Origin of the sequence: Cyanobium sp. L1E-Cus (genome assembly GCF_024345755.1) — a bacterium.
Lineage (GTDB): Bacteria > Cyanobacteriota > Cyanobacteriia > PCC-6307 > Cyanobiaceae > Cyanobium_A > Cyanobium_A usitatum.
Genome location: NZ_JAGQBS010000006.1, coordinates 1 through 15,606, shown reverse-complemented (window position 1 = coordinate 15,606; position 15,606 = coordinate 1). Strand labels below are relative to the sequence as shown.

Below are 15,606 nucleotides of genomic sequence, written 5' to 3'. Positions count from 1 at the left end.
ATCCCACTTAGCTGGTGCGCCTGCCCTCCCTACCCCCCTATCTCTCTACCTTGCCTGGGGCTGAGCAGCGGTTGCGGGCTCTGCGGGTGCTGGCGGTATCGGGTCTGGTGCTGCTGCTGCGCCCCTTTTGGCCATTGAGCTGGCTGCCGGGCTGGGTGGTTGGTGCGCTGCTGCTCTGGACGATTGGCGAACTGGTGCTCTGGATCTGGTGGCCCCGCCGCTGGCGCTGAATGGGCTCCGGCCCCTACCTGGCCCAGGCCAGCCATGGTGAGCGCTTTGCAGCAGCCCACGTAACCTGGACCCCACTGAGGCATCTGCTGCTGCCCATGGCCGACCTGGCTCCCCATCCTGTTGGCCTGCCCCTGCGGGGTGGTGTGGCCGGTTTCGGGACCGATGGCATCCGTGGCCGGGTGGGAACCCAGGTGAGCCCGGCTTTGGCTTTGCAGGTTGGCTTCTGGTGCGGCCAGGTGTTGCCCCAGGGGGCGCCGGTGCTCATCGGCATGGATTCCCGTAGCAGTGGCCCGATGCTGGTGGCGGCGCTCACCGCCGGGCTCACGGCTGCAGGTAGGGAGGTATGGACCCTGGGGCTATGCCCTACGCCAGCGATTCCTGGCGCCATTCGCCGTCTTGGCGCGGCTGGCGGTCTGATGGTGTCCGCCAGCCACAACCCCCCTGAAGACAACGGCATCAAGGTATTTGGGGCCTCCGGCGCCAAGCTGAGCCGCGGCCAGCAGCAGGCGATCGAGGCTGGGCTGCAGGGGGTTGGGGCTGGACCGGCAATAGGTGCTTCCGGCGGCTTCTTGGGCACAGGAGTTGTGCACGATCGCCCCGATTTACTAGCCGACTACCAGCGGTCCTTGGTGGCGAGCGTGATGGGTCGGCGCTTGGAAGGTTGCAAGATTGTGCTGGACCTCTGTTGGGGCTCGGCTTCTGCCTGTGGAGAGGCTGCGTTTCGTGCCTTAGGCGCTGAACTCACCGTGTTGCACGGCAAGCCGGACGGAACCCGCATCAACGTGGACTGCGGCAGCACCCACCTTGGGCCGCTCAGGCGTGCGGTGCTGGAGAGCGGAGCCAGCATGGGTTTTGGCTTCGATGGCGATGCAGATCGGATGCTGGCGGTGGATGGCCGGGGCCGGGTGGTGGATGGTGACCAGATCCTTTATCTCTGGGGAACGTCCCTGCTTGATGCGGGCCAGTTGCCAGCCAATCGCATCGTTGCCACTGTGATGTCAAACCTCGGCTTTGAGCGTGCCTGGCAGGCCAAGGGAGGGGTGCTCGAGCGCACCGCCGTTGGTGATCAATACGTCCACCAGGCGATGGAGCAGATGGGCGCTGGCCTGGGTGGCGAGCAGTCGGGCCATATTTTGTCGGCCCGCCACGGCATGAGTGGCGATGGGCTGCTCACCGCTTTGCAAGTGGCCACGTTGTTGCATCGCAGTGGCCAATCACTGGCCGATTGGATGGATAGCAGTTTCAAGCCCTACCCCCAGGCCCTGGTGAATGTGACGGTGCCAGACCGGCAACGGCGCCAGCAGTGGCAAGCCTGCGAGCCGCTGCGGCTCGCCGTGGAGCAGGCGGAGATTGCGATGGAGGGTCGTGGCCGGGTGCTGGTGCGCGCCAGTGGCACCGAACCACTGCTGCGGGTGATGGTGGAGGCCGCCGATCAGCAGCTGGTGGACCACTGGTCAAGCCAGCTGGCTGCTGCAGCGGAGCAGCACCTCAACGCGGCCTAGCTTCCAGGCATTCCCGAGCCAGGCTCAGGGCTCCGCTGCAGGCATCTGCGGCGGGGACCTGCAGTTGAGCGCCTGGGCAGTACTCCCTAAGGCTGGCCTCCAGCCGGCAGCGCAGCAAGGCAAGGTGCTCCAGCGCCCCGCCCATGGGCCACACTCGCGGGGCGTTTAGCTGCAGCCTTGTGCAGATGGTGGCTGCCATTAATGCCAGGGCCTGGGCGGAGCGCTCCACAACGGCGGCGGCGCCAGCATCACCCTCGCTAGCGGCGACTGCCACCAGCGGTGCCAGGCGGGCAAAGCCTGCGGCCCCGAAGCCAGGCTCTACAACCAAAGCTTTGATGGCCTGAGCGGCCTGGGGGTCGCCTGTGCTCACATTCAGTCCTGCCCAGATCCGGGCTCGCAGGGGCGAATCGGGCTGCCGTCCATCCGCCATCGCCAAGCTGAGGGCTAGGCCATCCCGGCCGATGTCCGTGGCCGAGCCAGCCCCATCTAGCAGCCAGCCCCAGCCGGAGCAGCGGTGTTCCTGGCCTGCCGGATTGCGCCCAACGGCGATGGTGCCAGTGCCGCTGATCACAACGATGCCGCCCTGGTGGTGGTTGCCCATGGCTCCGCGCAGGGCAGTGCGCTCATCTCCCGTGACTACTACGCGCTCCAGGGGTAGTTGCAGGGCTTCGGCTGCCAGCTGCCGGCCCAGCTCCTGGACGGAGCTGCCCACTTCGATGCCGCTGGCGCCAATGCCGGCGGCTAGCAGGGGCGTGCCGGTGTGCGGCAGGTGCAGGCGCGCCTGCGCCAGGCTGCCTTGAAGGGCCTGGCGGAAGCGGGCGGGGCCGTCGGCTGCGGCCAGATGGCACACTCCAGGCCCCTGGCCTTCACCTAGCAGCTCACCACTGCAGGCATCGCTGAGGCGACAGCTGGTGTGGGTTTGGCCGGCGTCGAAGCCGGCAATCAGGCTTGGCTCAGCCACGACCTTCGGCGCGGCTAGCTCCGGCCGCCAGGGTGGCGATGCAAAACCAGCCGCTCAGTTGCACCTCCGGCCGGAAAAAGATCGTGTCGGTTAGTCCCTGCACCGTGAGCCCAGCAATTACGGCGATCGCCGCCAGGGCCGGCAGGCTGAAGCAGCTATCCCTGCGCCAGAGGCTGGTGGCGCTGCGCAGGCTGGCCAGCAGCAGGCCGATCCCGGCCAGCAGGCCAGGAATGCCGGCTTCTACCGCCAGCTCCAGGGGGATGGAGTAAGCGCTGAGCGCGTTGAACTTGGGTTGCTGAAACAGCGGATAGATCTGGTTAAAAGCGTCGTTGCCGGGGCCGATGCCAAGCCACGGGCGGGCCTGGACCATATCCAGCGCTGCAAGCCAGACGTTGATGCGGAAGTTGTTGGAGCTGTCTTGCCGGCCGGCCACCAGGCTCATCACCCGCACTCGCAGAGGCTCCACCTGGGTAACTAGCACCACGAGCAGGGCGGCCCCGCCTAGCAGCAGCAGCAAGGGAAACAGGCGCCGCCAGAGCAAGGGCCAGGCCCGGGTGGCCCGCACGGCTAGCAGAAGCAAGATCACTGCCGCCTCGGCCACCAAACCCATCCAGGCGCCGCGGCTGAAGGTGAGCACCAGGGCGGCGACGCCCAGCACCATGGCAGTGAGAGCAAAGAGCTTGCGGGCTCGCCCCGGCCAGCGCAGCAGGGCCACGAGGGCTAGGGGCAGCACCGGCAGCAGATAACCCGCCAGCAGGTTGGGGTTTTCGAGGGTGCTGTAAATGCGCACCGTGCCATCGGCCACGGAGTTGGGGTCAGCCCAGCGGGCTAGTTCGCCGCTGTCGCCGTAGAGCTGGCGGATGCCGATCACGCAGGTGACCAGGTTTCCAGCCAGCAGCGCAGCCACGATCCGGTCCCACCAGACCGGAGCCAGGGTCAGCAGTTGGCGCATCAGGGCGTAGACGCCCAGATAGCTCACAAGTTTGACCAGCCCCTTGGCGGCGGCCAGGGGCACCGGTGAGAAACCTGTGGCCAGCAGGGCGATGGCCAGGATCCCCAGAATCCAGCGGTCGATCTCCACCAGCGGTCCATGGGTAGTGGTCAGGGCCAGCAGCAGCCATAGGAGGCCACTGGCCAGCACCAGCAGGCTGAGGCCGCTGCGGGTTACCAGGGGCAGGCCAACCATCAGGGCGCAGAGCACCAGGCCGGCTATCAGGGTTAGCTGCCGCCCCAGGGGACCACTGTCAGAGCGCTGCAGGCAGCCCTGCCAGCGCAACAAAATTGGCATTGGGGGGGCGCTCAAGGGGTGCAGCCTGGCTTCAGGCCCGATTATCAACCGCTTCGAGCTGATCTTCCAGGTTGGTCAGGCCTTCCAGGTTGCGGTCGTTGCGTTGGTAGAGCACCCGGTAGACCGGCAACCCCTGGCTCAGCACGTAGGTTTCGCGCTCGGTTGGAACCGCCAGGGGGTTGCCGGCACGCCAGGGGCGCCCATCGGCGGCCGGGCGATCGAAGCCGCCGCTGGCCTCGATCAGCTGCACCATCGGTGTGATCACCGCCAGCACATCGCTCTGAATAAACAGCTCACGGCCAGGCCCCAGCGCCTCGGCCAGGGCCAGCAGGAGGGCGGGCTGCAGCACCCGCCGCTTTTGATGCTTTTGCTTAAACCAGGGATCTGGAAACTGGATGGTCACCCGCTGCAGCAGCCCGGCTGGCAGGGCCACCAGCCAGTCCTGCAAGCTGATGTTGGCGTTGCAGAAGAGGTAGTGGAGGTTGCCGAGCCCCAGGGCCTGGCGGTCGGCTTCGGCGGCATCCACCAATGGCCGGCGGATTTCAACACCTAGATAGTTGCAGTTGGGCTGGTGCTGGGCCAGGGCAAGTAGGAAGCGGCCGCGGGCGCAGCCAATGTCCAGATGCAGGGGGAGATCCGGCTGACTGAAAAGCTCGGCTGGCGGCGGCAGGGGCCGGGGTAGCTGGAAAAAGCGGCTGAGTGGATTGACGTGCTGGCGCACCATCAGCCCTCTCCGCGCGGCACCAGGAAGGCCAGGCTGGCGGTGTAGCCGTGCAGATGGGTGCTACCGGCGACCGGGCCGATTTCGCCGTTGCAGAACGATCCGGCGATGGGCACCTGATCAAACACTTCCCGGCACAGTTCCACGTCGCCATCGGCGCTGCCGTAGAGCCCAACGCCACGGCCTAGGCAGGCAAATAGCAGGGCGGCTAGGGGCTCCGGGTTGCGACCCCGCTGGCTGGTCAGCAGCTGGCGCAGTTCCAGTCTGGAGGTGCTGGCATCGCGCAGTTGGAACTGCACCTGTTGTCCCACCCGCATCCGTTCAGCCACGGCTACGGCTCCGTTGCGGGGGTCGACACCAAGCAGGTTGCGCACCAGAAAAGCGGTGGGACCATCTGGATCTGCGGCGCTGAGGCTGAAGTTGCTACGGCCCACGCCTAGAAACAGCGAGTGCTTCACCAGCTCCCGCTCCTCGGGATTCAGATCCGTGAGGATCGACTGAAGCGCTGCTACAGGGCTGCGGCGGGACTGGCCCTGGCTCACCTCCAGCACCACGTTGCGCTGAACTTGCTCCACATCAAAAACCGGCCCGATCGGCCGGCAGCCCTGGGCCACCACCGGATCGAGTTGCCAGGCTCCACCAATGAGGCAGCCGACGGCACCGCGAACCACCTGATCTCCAAACAGCAGGGAGCCATGGCCGGCACTGTGTGGGCCGGCGACGCCGCCAATTTTCGCCGCCCCTGGACAGGCGTAATCCAGGCCACTGATCAGATCGTTGATCCGGGAGCAGCTGGGATCCACCAGCAGCAGCATCGAGGGGCTGGGAGCTGCTGGCGCATCGAGCAGGTCGCGCCAGGGATCAGCCGGGCCGTCGAGGTCGGGAAGGGAGTCGGTATCAATCGCAAAAGGGTGGAGCTCGGCGCCAGGTAGGCGCAGCAGGGTGACACTCAGGGCTGGTTTGTTCTCCAGCTCATGGGGGGTGCCGCCAGCATCGGTGCCCACCACCCCACCGCCCAGGCAGCCAAGCCAATGGCTGGCTGGGAGTTTCTCCTGAAGTAGGGGCAGCAGCCGGGGCAGGTCGCTGGCGTAGCTGGCTGCGACGAAGACCAAGGCCAGATCTGCTGGACCGGCCCCCCGCAGCTGGCTGGCGATCTCTTCAACCGACGCCTGCAGCGAGGTTTCGCTGGCCAGGGCGGTGCGGCACCAGGCCTGGGCTGGACGGGCTCCGAAGGTGCGGGAGAGCCAGCTGGGCAGGGAGAAGGCGGCCATGACTTGGACCCTATCGCTTGCCGGGGACGCGGATAATGGCGCCTTACCGAACCACACGCGTGCTCGCCGCCCTACCAGAACCTCTGTACCGCTCCTTGGTGTGGCTCGATGTCCGCCTGGCGATGCTGTTCAGCGTCGGCTTGCCCCTAGTGCTCCTGATCTGGGCGTCGCTACGCAAGGAGGGATCCTTGGTGCGCCTGCTGGGGATTTATTGGAAGGTGGCCAGCCTGTTGCTGCTTGCAACCCTGCTGCTCACCGACCGGAGGCCCCTCGGCTTTGTGGTTTTGCTGCTGGCCCAGCTACTGGTGGTGCTGAGCGTCTGGTTCTGGGTGGATCTCAACGAGGAGCTGGCCGACCTGCCGCCCTGGCGTCCCTTGCCCCTGACCCTGCGCATCTGGCGCTGGAGTCTCACGGTGTGGGCCGTGCTTGGCGCCCTGCTTACTGCCACGGCCCTGGGCTGTTTGGGCCCCGGAGGCTTGGCCCAGTCCCTTTGCGCCGTATGGATTCAGCCGCCCCTTGGCCTGCACCGGCATGTTGAGGGGCTGTTTGCCTTCATTTTTGGCGGTGAATGGACCCCTGCCGTGGCCGCCTTCATCGGTTACGTGGGATTGGTTGCCTATGTAGTGGGACTGTTGCAATGGCTGCTGGTGCGCTTGCCGAAGCAGGGGCGAATCGCTGGCGATTTCTGAGGATCAGCCCTATTGCTTCCTCTGCCGCCCCGCCTTCTCTCTGGCCATGACCCTCTCCGCTGCATCTGCGATGGCACTGCTGGCCAGGCTGGAAGAATTGAGCCGGGAGCGGCCCGATCGGGTGCTGCGGCTCAGGGGCCAGCTTCAGTTGGCGGCAGGTCCGCTTGAGCCCTACGAGCTGCTGATTTTTCGGGGTTTTTCGAGCAGCACCACCCACCCCACCGATTTCGATCCCGACCAGCCACTGCTGCCCGAGGGGGCGGTGATCGAAACAGCTGAATTACTGCAGGCCCCCCTGAATCCGGCCTCGGAACAGCTGTTGGCTGGGCCCGTTTCCCCTGAGGTTTTCCTTGAATCCGGCGGTTGGGATTGAGCCCCCAGATCAGCCCATCCCAACCAGGCGGCGTGGCGACCACCCCCTTTGGCGTTCAGGACAGCACCGCCACGCAGCGACCGCAGAGGCTGGGATGGGCGCTGTGCTGGCCGATGTCGCTTTCGTAATGCCAGCAGCGCTCGCATTTTTGGCCTTCGGCCTTAGCAATGCGCACCGTGATGCCGTTTTCGCTGGCTTCGGCCAGCAGCTCGGCAGGCGCTACGCCGCCTTCCTTGAGGCCCGACACCAGCAGCCAGTCGGCCAGGTTGTCGACGCTGGGGTGGCTTGAGCTGGCCAGCCAGCGCAGGGCCTCCGCCGTGTTGGTGCTGCCTGCTTCCAGCTCCAGCTGCACCTGGGCCTCCAGCGAAGCACCGAGCTGGCCGCTGGAGCGGCAGCTCTCCAGTTGGCGATTCACCAAAGATCGCAACTCCAGGATTCGCTCCATCGGCGCCTCCAGTTGCGCTTGGCGCCAGCCATCGGGGGCCGTGGGCCAGCCCCGTTCGAACACCGAGGTTTCGGCTACCGGGTAGGGCAGGTTTTGCCAGATGTCCTCGGCCATGTGGCAGAGCACCGGTGCGATCAGCCCAGCGAGACGCTCCAGCACCAGGCTCAGCACCGTTTGGCAGCTGCGGCGGCGGAACTCATCGGCTCCGCTCACATAGAGGCGGTCCTTGGCGATGTCGAGGTAGACGTTGGAGAGGTCCACCACGCAGAAGTTCTGCAGGGCCTGGAAGAAGCGGTAAAACTCATAGCGCTCGAAGTCTCCCGTCACGCTGTCGATCAGGGCGGCGGTGCGCTGCAGCATCCACTGATCCAGCAGGGGCAGCTGGTCGTAGGGCACGGCATCGCCGCCTTCAGCCTGGGGGCGCGGATCGAAGTCGTGCAGGTTGCCCAGCAGGTAGCGGGCCGTGTTGCGCACCTTGCGGTACACATCCGCCAGCTGCTTGACGATCCCAGGCCCCAGCGGCACGTCGGCCGAGTAATCCACCGAGCTCACCCACAGGCGCAGCACATCGGCGCCATAGGCCGGCTCTTGCTTTTCGTTCTTGCCGCCCTCCACCAGCACCGCCGGATCGACGACGTTGCCCAGCGATTTGCTCATCTTGCGGCCCTTCTCATCGAGGGTGAAGCCGTGGGTGAGCACCCGCTTGTAGGGGGCGTGGCCATTCACGGCCACCGAGGTGAGCAAGCTGCTCTGGAACCAGCCGCGGTGCTGATCGCTGCCTTCTAGGTAGAGATCGGCGGGGTAGTGAAGGCCGCGCTCTTGGAGCACGCCAGCCCAGGAGGAGCCTGAGTCAAACCACACGTCCATGGTGTCGCTGCCCTTGCGCCATTGGCTGGCTTCGGCGGCGTAGGCCTCAGGCAGCAGGCCTGCCTCATCGCGCTGCCACCACACATCCGCACCGTGCTCGGCGATCAGGGCCTGGATGTGGCCCAGGGTGGCTTCGTTGAGCAGCACCTCACCCGTTTCGCGGTGATAGAAAACGGGGATTGGCACGCCCCAGGTGCGCTGGCGGCTGATGCACCAGTCGCCGCGATCGCTCACCATCGCCTCAATTCGGTTGCGGCCGCTGGCCGGCAGCCAATCCACCTCGGCGATGGCGCCAAGAGCGGCGGCGCGGAAGCCCTCCACTGAGGCAAACCATTGCTCGGTGGCGCGGAAGATCGTCGGTTTTTTGGTGCGCCAGTCGTAGGGGTAGCGGTGTTCGTAGCGCTCTTGCTTGAGCAGCAGGCCGGTGGCTTCCAGGGCACTGAGGATCGCGGGGTTGGCGTCCTTGAGCACGTTGGTGCCAGCAAAGGGCCCGGCTTCGGCGGTGAGGTTGCCGGCCTCATCCACGGGGCAAAGCACAGGCAAGCCGTATTTCTTGCCGGTGTTGAAGTCGTCTACGCCGTGGCCCGGGGCGGTGTGCACCAGGCCCGTGCCGGCCTCGGTGGTGATGTAGTCGCCACCGATTACCACCGGGCTGGTGCGCTCCAGCAGCGGATGGCGGTAAGTAATTCCCTCTAGCTCGCTGCCCTTAAGGATTAAAAGAGGAGTGAGCTCTAGCCCCAGGCTGGTTTGCAGGCTCTCAATCAGCTCAGCGGCTACCACCATGTGGCTGGCGGCTGGGGTGGGGGCGTCGCCCCTGGCAGCCACTGCGCAGATGGCGTAGTCGAGCCGCCCATTCACCGACACCGCCAGGTTGGCCGGCAGTGTCCAGGGGGTGGTGGTCCAGATAGCCACTGCCAGGCCGCCAGCCCCTGTGGCCGCCTTGGCCGTTAGGCCGGCTGTTTCTAATTGGGTGGCCAGGGCCTCGGGTAGCGCCACCACCGGGAAGGCCGCGAAAACGCTGGGGGAGGTGTGGCCGTCGGGATATTCGAGTTCGGCTTCGGCCAGGGCGGTGCGGGAGCTGGGGCTCCAGTGCACCGGCTTGAGGCCTCGATAAATGTGGCCAGCAAGCACCATGGCGCCAAAAACGCCGATTTGGGCGGCCTCGTAGTCCTTCTGCAGGGTGAGATAGGGCGTTTCCCAGTCAGCCCAGATGCCCCAGCGGCGGAAGCCGCTCTTCTGGCCCTCCACCTGCTCGAGGGCGTAGGCGTGGGCCTTCTGGCGCAGCGTTACCGGGGTGAGATCGGACCGGTCGCTGCTGCTGAGCCCCTGCAGCACCTTGAGTTCGATTGGTAGGCCGTGGCAATCCCAGCCAGGCACAAACCGCGCTCGCTTGCCCTGCAGCAGGGCGGTTTTGTTGATGATGTCCTTAAGGATTTTGTTGAGGGCATGGCCCACGTGCAGGGCCCCATTGGCGTAGGGAGGGCCGTCGTGCAGGGTGAAAACCTCGCCGGGGTTCTGCTGGCTCAGGCGCTCATAGAGCCGCTGCTGGGCCCAGAACGCCTGGATTTCCGGCTCGCGCACCTTGGCATTGGCCCTCATCGCAAAGGGCGTCTGCAGCAGGTTGAGCGTGTCCTTGTAGGAGAGGGGGTAGGAGACGGGCGCAGGGCTGGCGGTCACGTCGCCTGGGGGCAGCAGAGCTGATTATCCCGCCTGGCTGCTGGAGGGCTCGGGCAGCGGTTGCGGTTCCGGGATTTCGGCCGTCACCAGGCTGTCGATCACCAGGCTGTCGATCTCGCTTATGGAGCTCGGCTCTTCCGGGCGCACCCAGCGTTTGCCACTGGCTTTGGGCTGGCGTTGCTGAGTCAGCCATTGGCTTATGCCTGAAGTGGCAGTGGTCAGGAGGGCGAGCAGATGGGCCAGGCTGGCGCCGGCTTGTTGCAGGCTCGTCTGCCAGCGTTCCGTCGACCAAAGCCGCTGCTGCTCCTCAGCGGTGAGCTGCCGCCAACGGCCCTGGGAAACCTCGCCTGCGAGCCTGCCGATTAGTAGGCCACCGCAAAGCACGCCCAGCATCGGTGCGCCCGTGAGCCGGTCGGCACTGGTTACAAGCACCAGGCCCAGCAGCAGCACTACGGCGCCCCAGGCCGAATCCCGTGGCCGGCTCAGTTCGGTGGCCAGCAGCGGCAGCAGCAGGATGGCGAGTCCCAGCAGCAGCGCCAGGAGTCCGCCCAGGGTGGCGAGCATGGCCAGAAGGCGTGGAGTCCCCCATTGTGGGCGACTCCACGCATCTGTCTCTACAGTCCAGTTCTGCCCACCTGGCGGAATTGGTAGACGCGCTGGTTTTAGGTACCAGTGGCTTTGGTCGTGGGGGTTCAAGTCCCCCGGTGGGCATCATCACTTTCTTAAGTTGCCTTGATGCAACGTTCTGGGATCTGGTTCGGCTGAGATGACACAGGTTCTGGGCGCCTCTTCAATTGCCGTGCACTCCGAGGGGGCAATGGCATCTCCCTCGCGGCTTGTGCCGCGCGAATTTCTTGACCCGCCTGCTGCCTGGAACCCCACGGTTGGGCTGTTTTTGGCTGGCTACGGCTTGGCTGCCCTCACGATTTGGGGCTGGTTTGTGGCTGGCTGGCCCCTGCCCGTGCTGCTTGGTACCGGATTTCTGGCCCTGCACTTAGAGGGCACGGTGATTCACGACGCCTGCCACAACGCGGCCCATCCGCACCGCTTCTGGAATGCGGTGATGGGCCATGGCGCTGCCCTGCTGCTTGGCTTCAGCTTTCCCGTTTTTACCAGGGTGCACCTGCAGCACCATGCCCATGTGAATGATCCCAAGAACGATCCTGATCACATCGTCAGCACTTTTGGACCCCTGTGGTTGATTGCGCCACGATTTTTCTATCACGAGCTGTTTTTCTTCCGCCGCCGTTTGTGGCGTCGTTACGAACTGTTTGAGTGGGGCCTAGCTCGGGTTGTATTTGTGGCGATAGTTGTGGCCGCTGCAAAATTTGGCTTTCTTGACTTTATTTTCAACTGCTGGTTTGCCCCTGCCCTAATGGTCGGAGTGACCTTGGGCCTGTTCTTTGACTACTTGCCCCACCGCCCCTTCCAGTCGCGCAACCGCTGGCACAACTCCCGCGTATATCCGGGACGACTGATGAATTGGTTGATCATGGGTCAGAATTATCACCTTATTCATCACCTGTGGCCGTCTATACCCTGGTTTGAATACCGCCCTGCTTATCACGCCACTAAGCCCATCCTTGATGCCAAAGGTTCGCCCCAACGGCTTGGCTTGTTTGAAACCAAGAATGATGGTTTTAACTTCCTCTACGATATCTTTTTTGGCGTTCGAAGTCATCGCAAAAAGCGCAGTAAACTTAGGCCTATTGCTGCATTAATGCCCACCCGTCATGCCCGCAGGCGAGTGCTGGAGTTGCTTCATCGCACTGCAATTTCGCCGGTACGTTAACTGGATAGTTGACTCAGCTCAGCTTGCTACGATTTTGGGCACCCGGATGAAGTCCCCCTCCCTTTGGGGAGCTTCATTTAGTAGCTCTTCGCGCACGTCCGTAGGGGTTACCAGATCTTCACGGCAGACGTTTACTACTTCCACCGCTCGAGTGGTGGCTGGCACTCCTTCGGTGTCTACTGTTTCAAGGTGGGCTACGTAGTCGAGGATGCGCTCGAGCTGGCCGGTGTAAGTGGCGATCTTGGCCTCGGGCAGGTCTAGGCGGGCCAGCTTGGCGACCTTGCGCACGTCGTCTTCGGTGATCTTGCTCATCGGGATTTACCAGTTATGCCGACGCTAGCGCTCAGGTCAGAAAGGCTTCCAGGTCTGAGGCAAGGGCGGTGGCGGCCAGCTCCAAGAAGCGCTCGCCATGGCTGGCCTGGGCCAGGTAGGGGTTTGAGCCCATGCGGCCATCCGGATGGCGGCGGCGGAAATCTTCGGGGCCGTGGATGGGGCCGGCCGGGGCTGGATCAGGCAGGGGCCTCTGCTTGGTCTGCAGGCTCGGCTCCAGGTGCAAGGTGAGGGCAATTTCGCTGGGGGTGGCGTGGTGACCTTCTTCCGCGCCATAAAGGCTGCGCGCCTCCTGCATTACCGGGCCAGCCATGAACCAATTGGCCAGCTTGCAGCGCAGCCGCGGCGCCACCGCCAGGCCCCGATCGGCGGCGCTGGCATAGGCCTGGGCAAAGGCGGCCTTGCTGGTGGCGATGTTGCCGCCATGGCCGTTGATCACGTAGATGCGCTCGAAGCCGTGGCGGGCAAGTGACAGCACCACGTCGTGCAGAACGGCTAGCAGGGTGGAGGGTTGCAGGCTCACGGTGCCAGCAAAGCCCAAGTGGTGCTCGGCCATGCCGAACGCCTGGGCCGGAGTCACCAGCACGCCGGTGCGGCGGCCCACTTCCAGGGCCACGGCCTCGGCCGTGAGCGCATCGGTGCCGATGGCGCCGGTGGGGCCGTGCTGCTCGGTGGAGCCCAGGGGCACGATCACGCCCTTGCAATTTTCCAGATAGGTCTCCACCTCAGGCCAGCTACGCAGTTGCAGGCGAATGGCGTCATTGGAGCTGGCGGATTGGATCATGGTGAACAGCAGGTAGAGCCTGGAGACTGGCTAATGTTTGAAGGCCAGCAGTGCCTCGGCCCATGCTGCACCGCAAGCTTTATCAGTTTTGTGCCGAACAGCGCCCGGTGTGGGTGTTTTTGCGTGACCAGCAGCGCTGGATTGAGGAGGCCACGGTGGTGGAGCTCGAGGGGGATCTCGTCACCCTGCGCTACGACGCTGAAGACGACGACGAAACCCACAGCTGGGAGGAGAGCGTGCGGCTCGATTCGATCGGGGCCGTCAGCACCAGGCTGGCCTACGTCTGCCGCAGCGGCAGCCCCGATGACGTGATCACCTCCGAAGACTGCCCTGAGGCCGAGAGGCTGCCTAGTCAGGGTCAGTGAGCGGTGCCGTTGCCGTCGTAGTCGTCGCTGTCGTAGTAGCCGCCTTTGGTGCCAAAAAACAGGGTGGCTAGTACAAAAAGGCCGCTGCCAAAGATCAGTACGGTGGCGAGGGAGAAACCGGTGGTGTGCATGGCGGACCCTGGTTTTGGCACTAAGGACTTCAGTTTGCTGGCGGCTGCTCCCAGTGGCGAGCAACACGTCGAACTTGTGGTGAATCCATTGCCGAAGGCCTTCTTCGCCCGCCCCGCCGAGCAGGTTGCCCCTGAGCTCATCGGCTGCCTGCTGGTGAAACGCCAAGCCTCAGGCGAGCTGCTGTGGGGCGTGGTGGTGGAAACGGAGGCGTATTGCCAAAGCGAGCCCGCCTGCCACGGCTATCGCCGCCGCTCCCCCAGCAACGAAACCCTGTTTGGGGAGCCTGGGCGGTTTTATGTCTATGTGAGCTACGGCATTCACCACTGCGTGAAGCGAGCCTTGACTTCAAGGAGCTCAGGCTGGGCTTGAGATTTCAGTGCTGCCAATGGGTCTCCCAGCCAACCCCCAAGCCACTGCCCTCAAAAACTCCCAGATTTTCTCCCAGAGACCCCCAGAGCTAAGAAGGGCTACAAGGTGAGTTGGCTGGCTTGGCTTTGTCAGTGGTGGAGCCGTAGCCCTGGTGTCAGCAGCAGCGGCACCCAGTGAAGAAACCACCATCGCTGAGAAACAACAACGGCAGTCTCCAGGTCAGGGTGCGGATTGACGGGAGAGATGCCTTTATCAACCGCCTGGGTCGCTGGAGTGACCCTGTGGCAGTGGCAAAGGCACACGCCATCGCCGCCCAAATCTGGAGCGACTACTGCCAGGGCACCTTTGACCGCAGCCTGATGGCATATCAACCGCTCATCAACGGCAAGGAGGTGGGGCTGCTGGAGGCGTTGAGGGTCAGGGCAGAGACCAAACGCCAGGCTGCTGCCATTCACGCCTACAAGCTGCTACAGCGGTATGACAATCCCATTCGCAACCGCAGTGACGCAGAAGGCTTCCTGGGGTGGTTGAGGGCAGAGGGATTGGGTGATAGCACCATTGCGGGGTTGATGACCCACTACCGCCAGTGCTGTGGGGGAAATCGCCACCTGTTTTCCCACAAGCTCAAATGGCAGCGGCGCTCTGTATTGAGCGATGTGCTGAGCGTGGAAGAAATCCAAGCAGTGCTGAGTGATTTGGAGAGCAACGAGCCTTGGTATTACCCGCTCTTCCTGCTGTGGCTTAGCACAGGGATGAGGAATGGTGAAATCAGGGGTTTGACCTGGGATTGCCTGAGGTGGGTGGATGGAGAAGTGCTGATAAGCAAGAGCTTGAGGCGTGATGGCTACAACTCAGGTCAGCACAGTTGGGCTCCCACTAAGACAGGCAAGGAGCGTGTGGTGCCACTGACGCCCCAGGTACTGGAGACCCTGAGGCAACACCAGCAGCAGATGAAGCAGCTGGGTGTGTATGACCCCTACGGATTGGTGTTTGTCACCCCCACCAGCCACACGAATATCTACGACCATCTGGTGGGACGTGTGTGGCACCGCAGCCTGGAGCGTTGTGGATTGAAGCCCCGCCGCCTCTACGCCCAACGCCACAGTTTTCTGTCTCACGCTTTGGCGATGGGAAACTCCCCAGCTGATTTGGCAGCGGCGGCAGGGCACTCCACCAAGATGCTTCTGGATACTTATGCCAAACCAACAGGCAGATTGAAGATGCCGAGTTGGCAGACAGCCTGAAAGGAAAACCAAAAAGGATGCTTATTCCTAAGCTATAAAAATGGGTGCGTCGCCAAGTGATACAATAGCGAAATAGCAATAAAAACAAGCCTGCGCGATGTGTCGCCCTTGTTGGCTTTGCCTGCGGATATTGGAGTGTCGGCAAATCCTCATATGGCGACCCTGTAAAAACAACAACTCGTATAAATAATCACTGCCCGTAGTGCTTACTCGGTGGATTGAGAAGCAACAGCTGCGAGCAACTAACAGAAGAGATGTGCTGGATGCCGAAGGGTGTGCCAGTGCTTCAGCGTGAGAAGAAAAAGGAGAAACTCAAATGATTTCAATACAAGCCCAAATACAACAACAAGACCGCCATCAAGCCCAACGGCTGAAACGGAATATCAAACGCCTCATTCACGACCAGCTCAACAGCATCAACCCCTGGTGGTTTATTAGGGAGACTCTGGAAAACGCAGGGCATCCACGCGAGAATAGGTGCGCATACCAAGGCCGGGACTGGGGTGATGGGCGGCAAGCAGCTCGGGTTTGCTGATTACGAGCAAACAACAGCCAAAAAGCGCAC

16 protein-coding genes, 1 tRNA gene and 1 pseudogene are annotated in these 15,606 nt (G+C 63.6%); 9 read left to right on the top strand and 9 right to left on the bottom strand.

The window, feature by feature from the left end:
- The first annotated feature begins 14 nt into the window (after window positions 1–14).
- Complete coding sequence (locus tag KBZ22_RS07070; protein ID WP_106632295.1) at window positions 15–230, top strand: hypothetical protein; 216 nt, start codon at window positions 15–17, stop codon at window positions 228–230.
- Window positions 231–326: 96 nt separating this feature from the next.
- On the top strand, window positions 327–1,733 hold the full coding sequence (gene glmM, locus KBZ22_RS07065; protein WP_255021622.1) for a phosphoglucosamine mutase: 1,407 nt from the start codon (window positions 327–329) through the stop codon (window positions 1,731–1,733).
- Here the strand turns inward: glmM and KBZ22_RS07060 are convergent.
- The 4 genes from KBZ22_RS07060 to KBZ22_RS07045 are packed head-to-tail and all read right to left on the bottom strand — an operon-like array spanning window position 1,720 to window position 5,974.
- Complete coding sequence (locus KBZ22_RS07060; RefSeq protein WP_255021522.1) at window positions 1,720–2,694, bottom strand: BadF/BadG/BcrA/BcrD ATPase family protein; 975 nt, start codon at window positions 2,692–2,694, stop codon at window positions 1,720–1,722. The genes glmM and KBZ22_RS07060 overlap by 14 nt on opposite strands.
- Window positions 2,687–3,982: an IctB family putative bicarbonate transporter gene (locus KBZ22_RS07055; RefSeq protein WP_255021621.1), complete on the bottom strand. Its 1,296-nt coding sequence runs from the start codon at window positions 3,980–3,982 to the stop codon at window positions 2,687–2,689. The genes KBZ22_RS07060 and KBZ22_RS07055 overlap by 8 nt, the downstream gene beginning before the upstream one ends.
- A 31-nt stretch (window positions 3,983–4,013) precedes the next feature.
- Entirely contained in the window at window positions 4,014–4,703 is a 690-nt protein-coding gene (trmB, locus tag KBZ22_RS07050) for a tRNA (guanosine(46)-N7)-methyltransferase TrmB (protein WP_255021620.1), read from the bottom strand.
- A 2-nt stretch (window positions 4,704–4,705) separates the two neighbouring features.
- Window positions 4,706–5,974: an FIST N-terminal domain-containing protein gene (locus KBZ22_RS07045; protein ID WP_254931349.1), complete on the bottom strand. Its 1,269-nt coding sequence runs from the start codon at window positions 5,972–5,974 to the stop codon at window positions 4,706–4,708.
- 35 nt (window positions 5,975–6,009) lie between these two features.
- Between KBZ22_RS07045 and KBZ22_RS07040 the strand changes: the two genes are divergently transcribed.
- Together KBZ22_RS07040 and KBZ22_RS07035 are read left to right on the top strand one after the other, a co-directional pair.
- Window positions 6,010–6,663, top strand: a complete 654-nt coding sequence (locus KBZ22_RS07040; RefSeq protein ID WP_255021521.1) for a DUF3177 family protein — start codon at window positions 6,010–6,012, stop codon at window positions 6,661–6,663.
- Between the two features lie 46 nt (window positions 6,664–6,709).
- Window positions 6,710–7,036 carry a hypothetical protein gene (locus KBZ22_RS07035; RefSeq protein ID WP_241518269.1) on the top strand — a complete coding sequence of 109 codons (327 nt, stop codon included), beginning with the start codon at window positions 6,710–6,712 and terminating at the stop codon, window positions 7,034–7,036.
- 55 nt (window positions 7,037–7,091) lie between these two features.
- On the opposite strand, the gene ileS is transcribed toward KBZ22_RS07035, so the two are convergent.
- Both ileS and KBZ22_RS07025 read right to left on the bottom strand, forming a co-directional pair.
- Window positions 7,092–10,025, bottom strand: a complete 2,934-nt coding sequence (gene ileS, locus KBZ22_RS07030; protein ID WP_315858600.1) for an isoleucine--tRNA ligase — start codon at window positions 10,023–10,025, stop codon at window positions 7,092–7,094.
- A gap of 24 nt (window positions 10,026–10,049) precedes the next feature.
- Window positions 10,050–10,589, bottom strand: a complete 540-nt coding sequence (locus KBZ22_RS07025) for a Ycf66 family protein (protein WP_255021520.1) — start codon at window positions 10,587–10,589, stop codon at window positions 10,050–10,052.
- Between the two features lie 65 nt (window positions 10,590–10,654).
- Here KBZ22_RS07025 and KBZ22_RS07020 point away from each other — a divergent pair.
- Together KBZ22_RS07020 and crtR are read left to right on the top strand one after the other, a co-directional pair.
- Window positions 10,655–10,736: transfer RNA gene (locus KBZ22_RS07020), tRNA-Leu, on the top strand.
- Window positions 10,737–10,842: 106 nt separating this feature from the next.
- Window positions 10,843–11,817 carry a beta-carotene hydroxylase gene (gene crtR, locus KBZ22_RS07015; protein ID WP_255021618.1) on the top strand — a complete coding sequence of 325 codons (975 nt, stop codon included), beginning with the start codon at window positions 10,843–10,845 and terminating at the stop codon, window positions 11,815–11,817.
- 18 nt (window positions 11,818–11,835) lie between these two features.
- On the opposite strand, the gene gatC is transcribed toward crtR, so the two are convergent.
- Window positions 11,836–12,129, bottom strand: coding sequence for an Asp-tRNA(Asn)/Glu-tRNA(Gln) amidotransferase subunit GatC (gatC, locus tag KBZ22_RS07010; protein WP_255021519.1), 294 nt, complete (start codon window positions 12,127–12,129; stop codon window positions 11,836–11,838).
- 31 nt (window positions 12,130–12,160) lie between these two features.
- Window positions 12,161–12,931 carry a creatininase family protein gene (locus KBZ22_RS07005; protein ID WP_254935113.1) on the bottom strand — a complete coding sequence of 257 codons (771 nt, stop codon included), beginning with the start codon at window positions 12,929–12,931 and terminating at the stop codon, window positions 12,161–12,163.
- 62 nt (window positions 12,932–12,993) lie between these two features.
- On the opposite strand from KBZ22_RS07005, the gene KBZ22_RS07000 reads away from it, so the two are divergent.
- Window positions 12,994–13,296 (top strand): glycine/sarcosine/betaine reductase component B subunit, encoded by a 303-nt coding sequence (locus KBZ22_RS07000; RefSeq protein WP_254998811.1) that lies wholly within the window; start codon window positions 12,994–12,996, stop codon window positions 13,294–13,296.
- On the opposite strand, the gene KBZ22_RS06995 is transcribed toward KBZ22_RS07000, so the two are convergent.
- Window positions 13,290–13,427 carry a hypothetical protein gene (locus KBZ22_RS06995; RefSeq protein ID WP_193486239.1) on the bottom strand — a complete coding sequence of 46 codons (138 nt, stop codon included), beginning with the start codon at window positions 13,425–13,427 and terminating at the stop codon, window positions 13,290–13,292. The two genes, KBZ22_RS07000 and KBZ22_RS06995, sit on opposite strands and share 7 nt — an antisense overlap.
- Between KBZ22_RS06995 and KBZ22_RS06990 the strand changes: the two are divergent.
- Window positions 13,426–13,794, top strand: a pseudogene (locus tag KBZ22_RS06990) (DNA-3-methyladenine glycosylase); the annotation flags it as partial. The gene KBZ22_RS06995 and the pseudogene KBZ22_RS06990 overlap by 2 nt on opposite strands.
- Before the next feature lie 227 nt (window positions 13,795–14,021).
- The gene (locus KBZ22_RS06985) at window positions 14,022–15,041 is read left to right on the top strand and encodes a site-specific integrase (protein WP_255021518.1); all 1,020 of its coding nucleotides are present in this window, start codon (window positions 14,022–14,024) and stop codon (window positions 15,039–15,041) included.
- The last annotated feature ends 565 nt before the right edge of the window (window positions 15,042–15,606 follow it).

Excerpts from the sequence above, each read along its gene's own strand:
- KBZ22_RS07045 (WP_254931349.1), bottom strand. The coding sequence starts at position 5,974 with ATGGCCGCCTTCTCCCTGCCCAGCTGGCTCTCCCGCACCTTCGGAGCC.
- glmM (WP_255021622.1), top strand. The coding sequence starts at position 327 with ATGGCCGACCTGGCTCCCCATCCTGTTGGCCTGCCCCTGCGGGGTGGT.
- crtR (WP_255021618.1), top strand. The coding sequence starts at position 10,843 with ATGGCATCTCCCTCGCGGCTTGTGCCGCGCGAATTTCTTGACCCGCCT.
- gatC (WP_255021519.1), bottom strand. The coding sequence starts at position 12,129 with ATGAGCAAGATCACCGAAGACGACGTGCGCAAGGTCGCCAAGCTGGCC.
- KBZ22_RS07000 (WP_254998811.1), top strand. The coding sequence starts at position 12,994 with ATGCTGCACCGCAAGCTTTATCAGTTTTGTGCCGAACAGCGCCCGGTG.
- KBZ22_RS06995 (WP_193486239.1), bottom strand. The coding sequence starts at position 13,427 with ATGCACACCACCGGTTTCTCCCTCGCCACCGTACTGATCTTTGGCAGC.
- KBZ22_RS07025 (WP_255021520.1), bottom strand. The coding sequence starts at position 10,589 with ATGCTCGCCACCCTGGGCGGACTCCTGGCGCTGCTGCTGGGACTCGCC.
- KBZ22_RS07005 (WP_254935113.1), bottom strand. The coding sequence starts at position 12,931 with ATGATCCAATCCGCCAGCTCCAATGACGCCATTCGCCTGCAACTGCGT.
- KBZ22_RS07035 (WP_241518269.1), top strand. The coding sequence starts at position 6,710 with ATGACCCTCTCCGCTGCATCTGCGATGGCACTGCTGGCCAGGCTGGAA.
- KBZ22_RS07055 (WP_255021621.1), bottom strand. The coding sequence starts at position 3,982 with ATGCCAATTTTGTTGCGCTGGCAGGGCTGCCTGCAGCGCTCTGACAGT.
- KBZ22_RS07040 (WP_255021521.1), top strand. The coding sequence starts at position 6,010 with ATGGCGCCTTACCGAACCACACGCGTGCTCGCCGCCCTACCAGAACCT.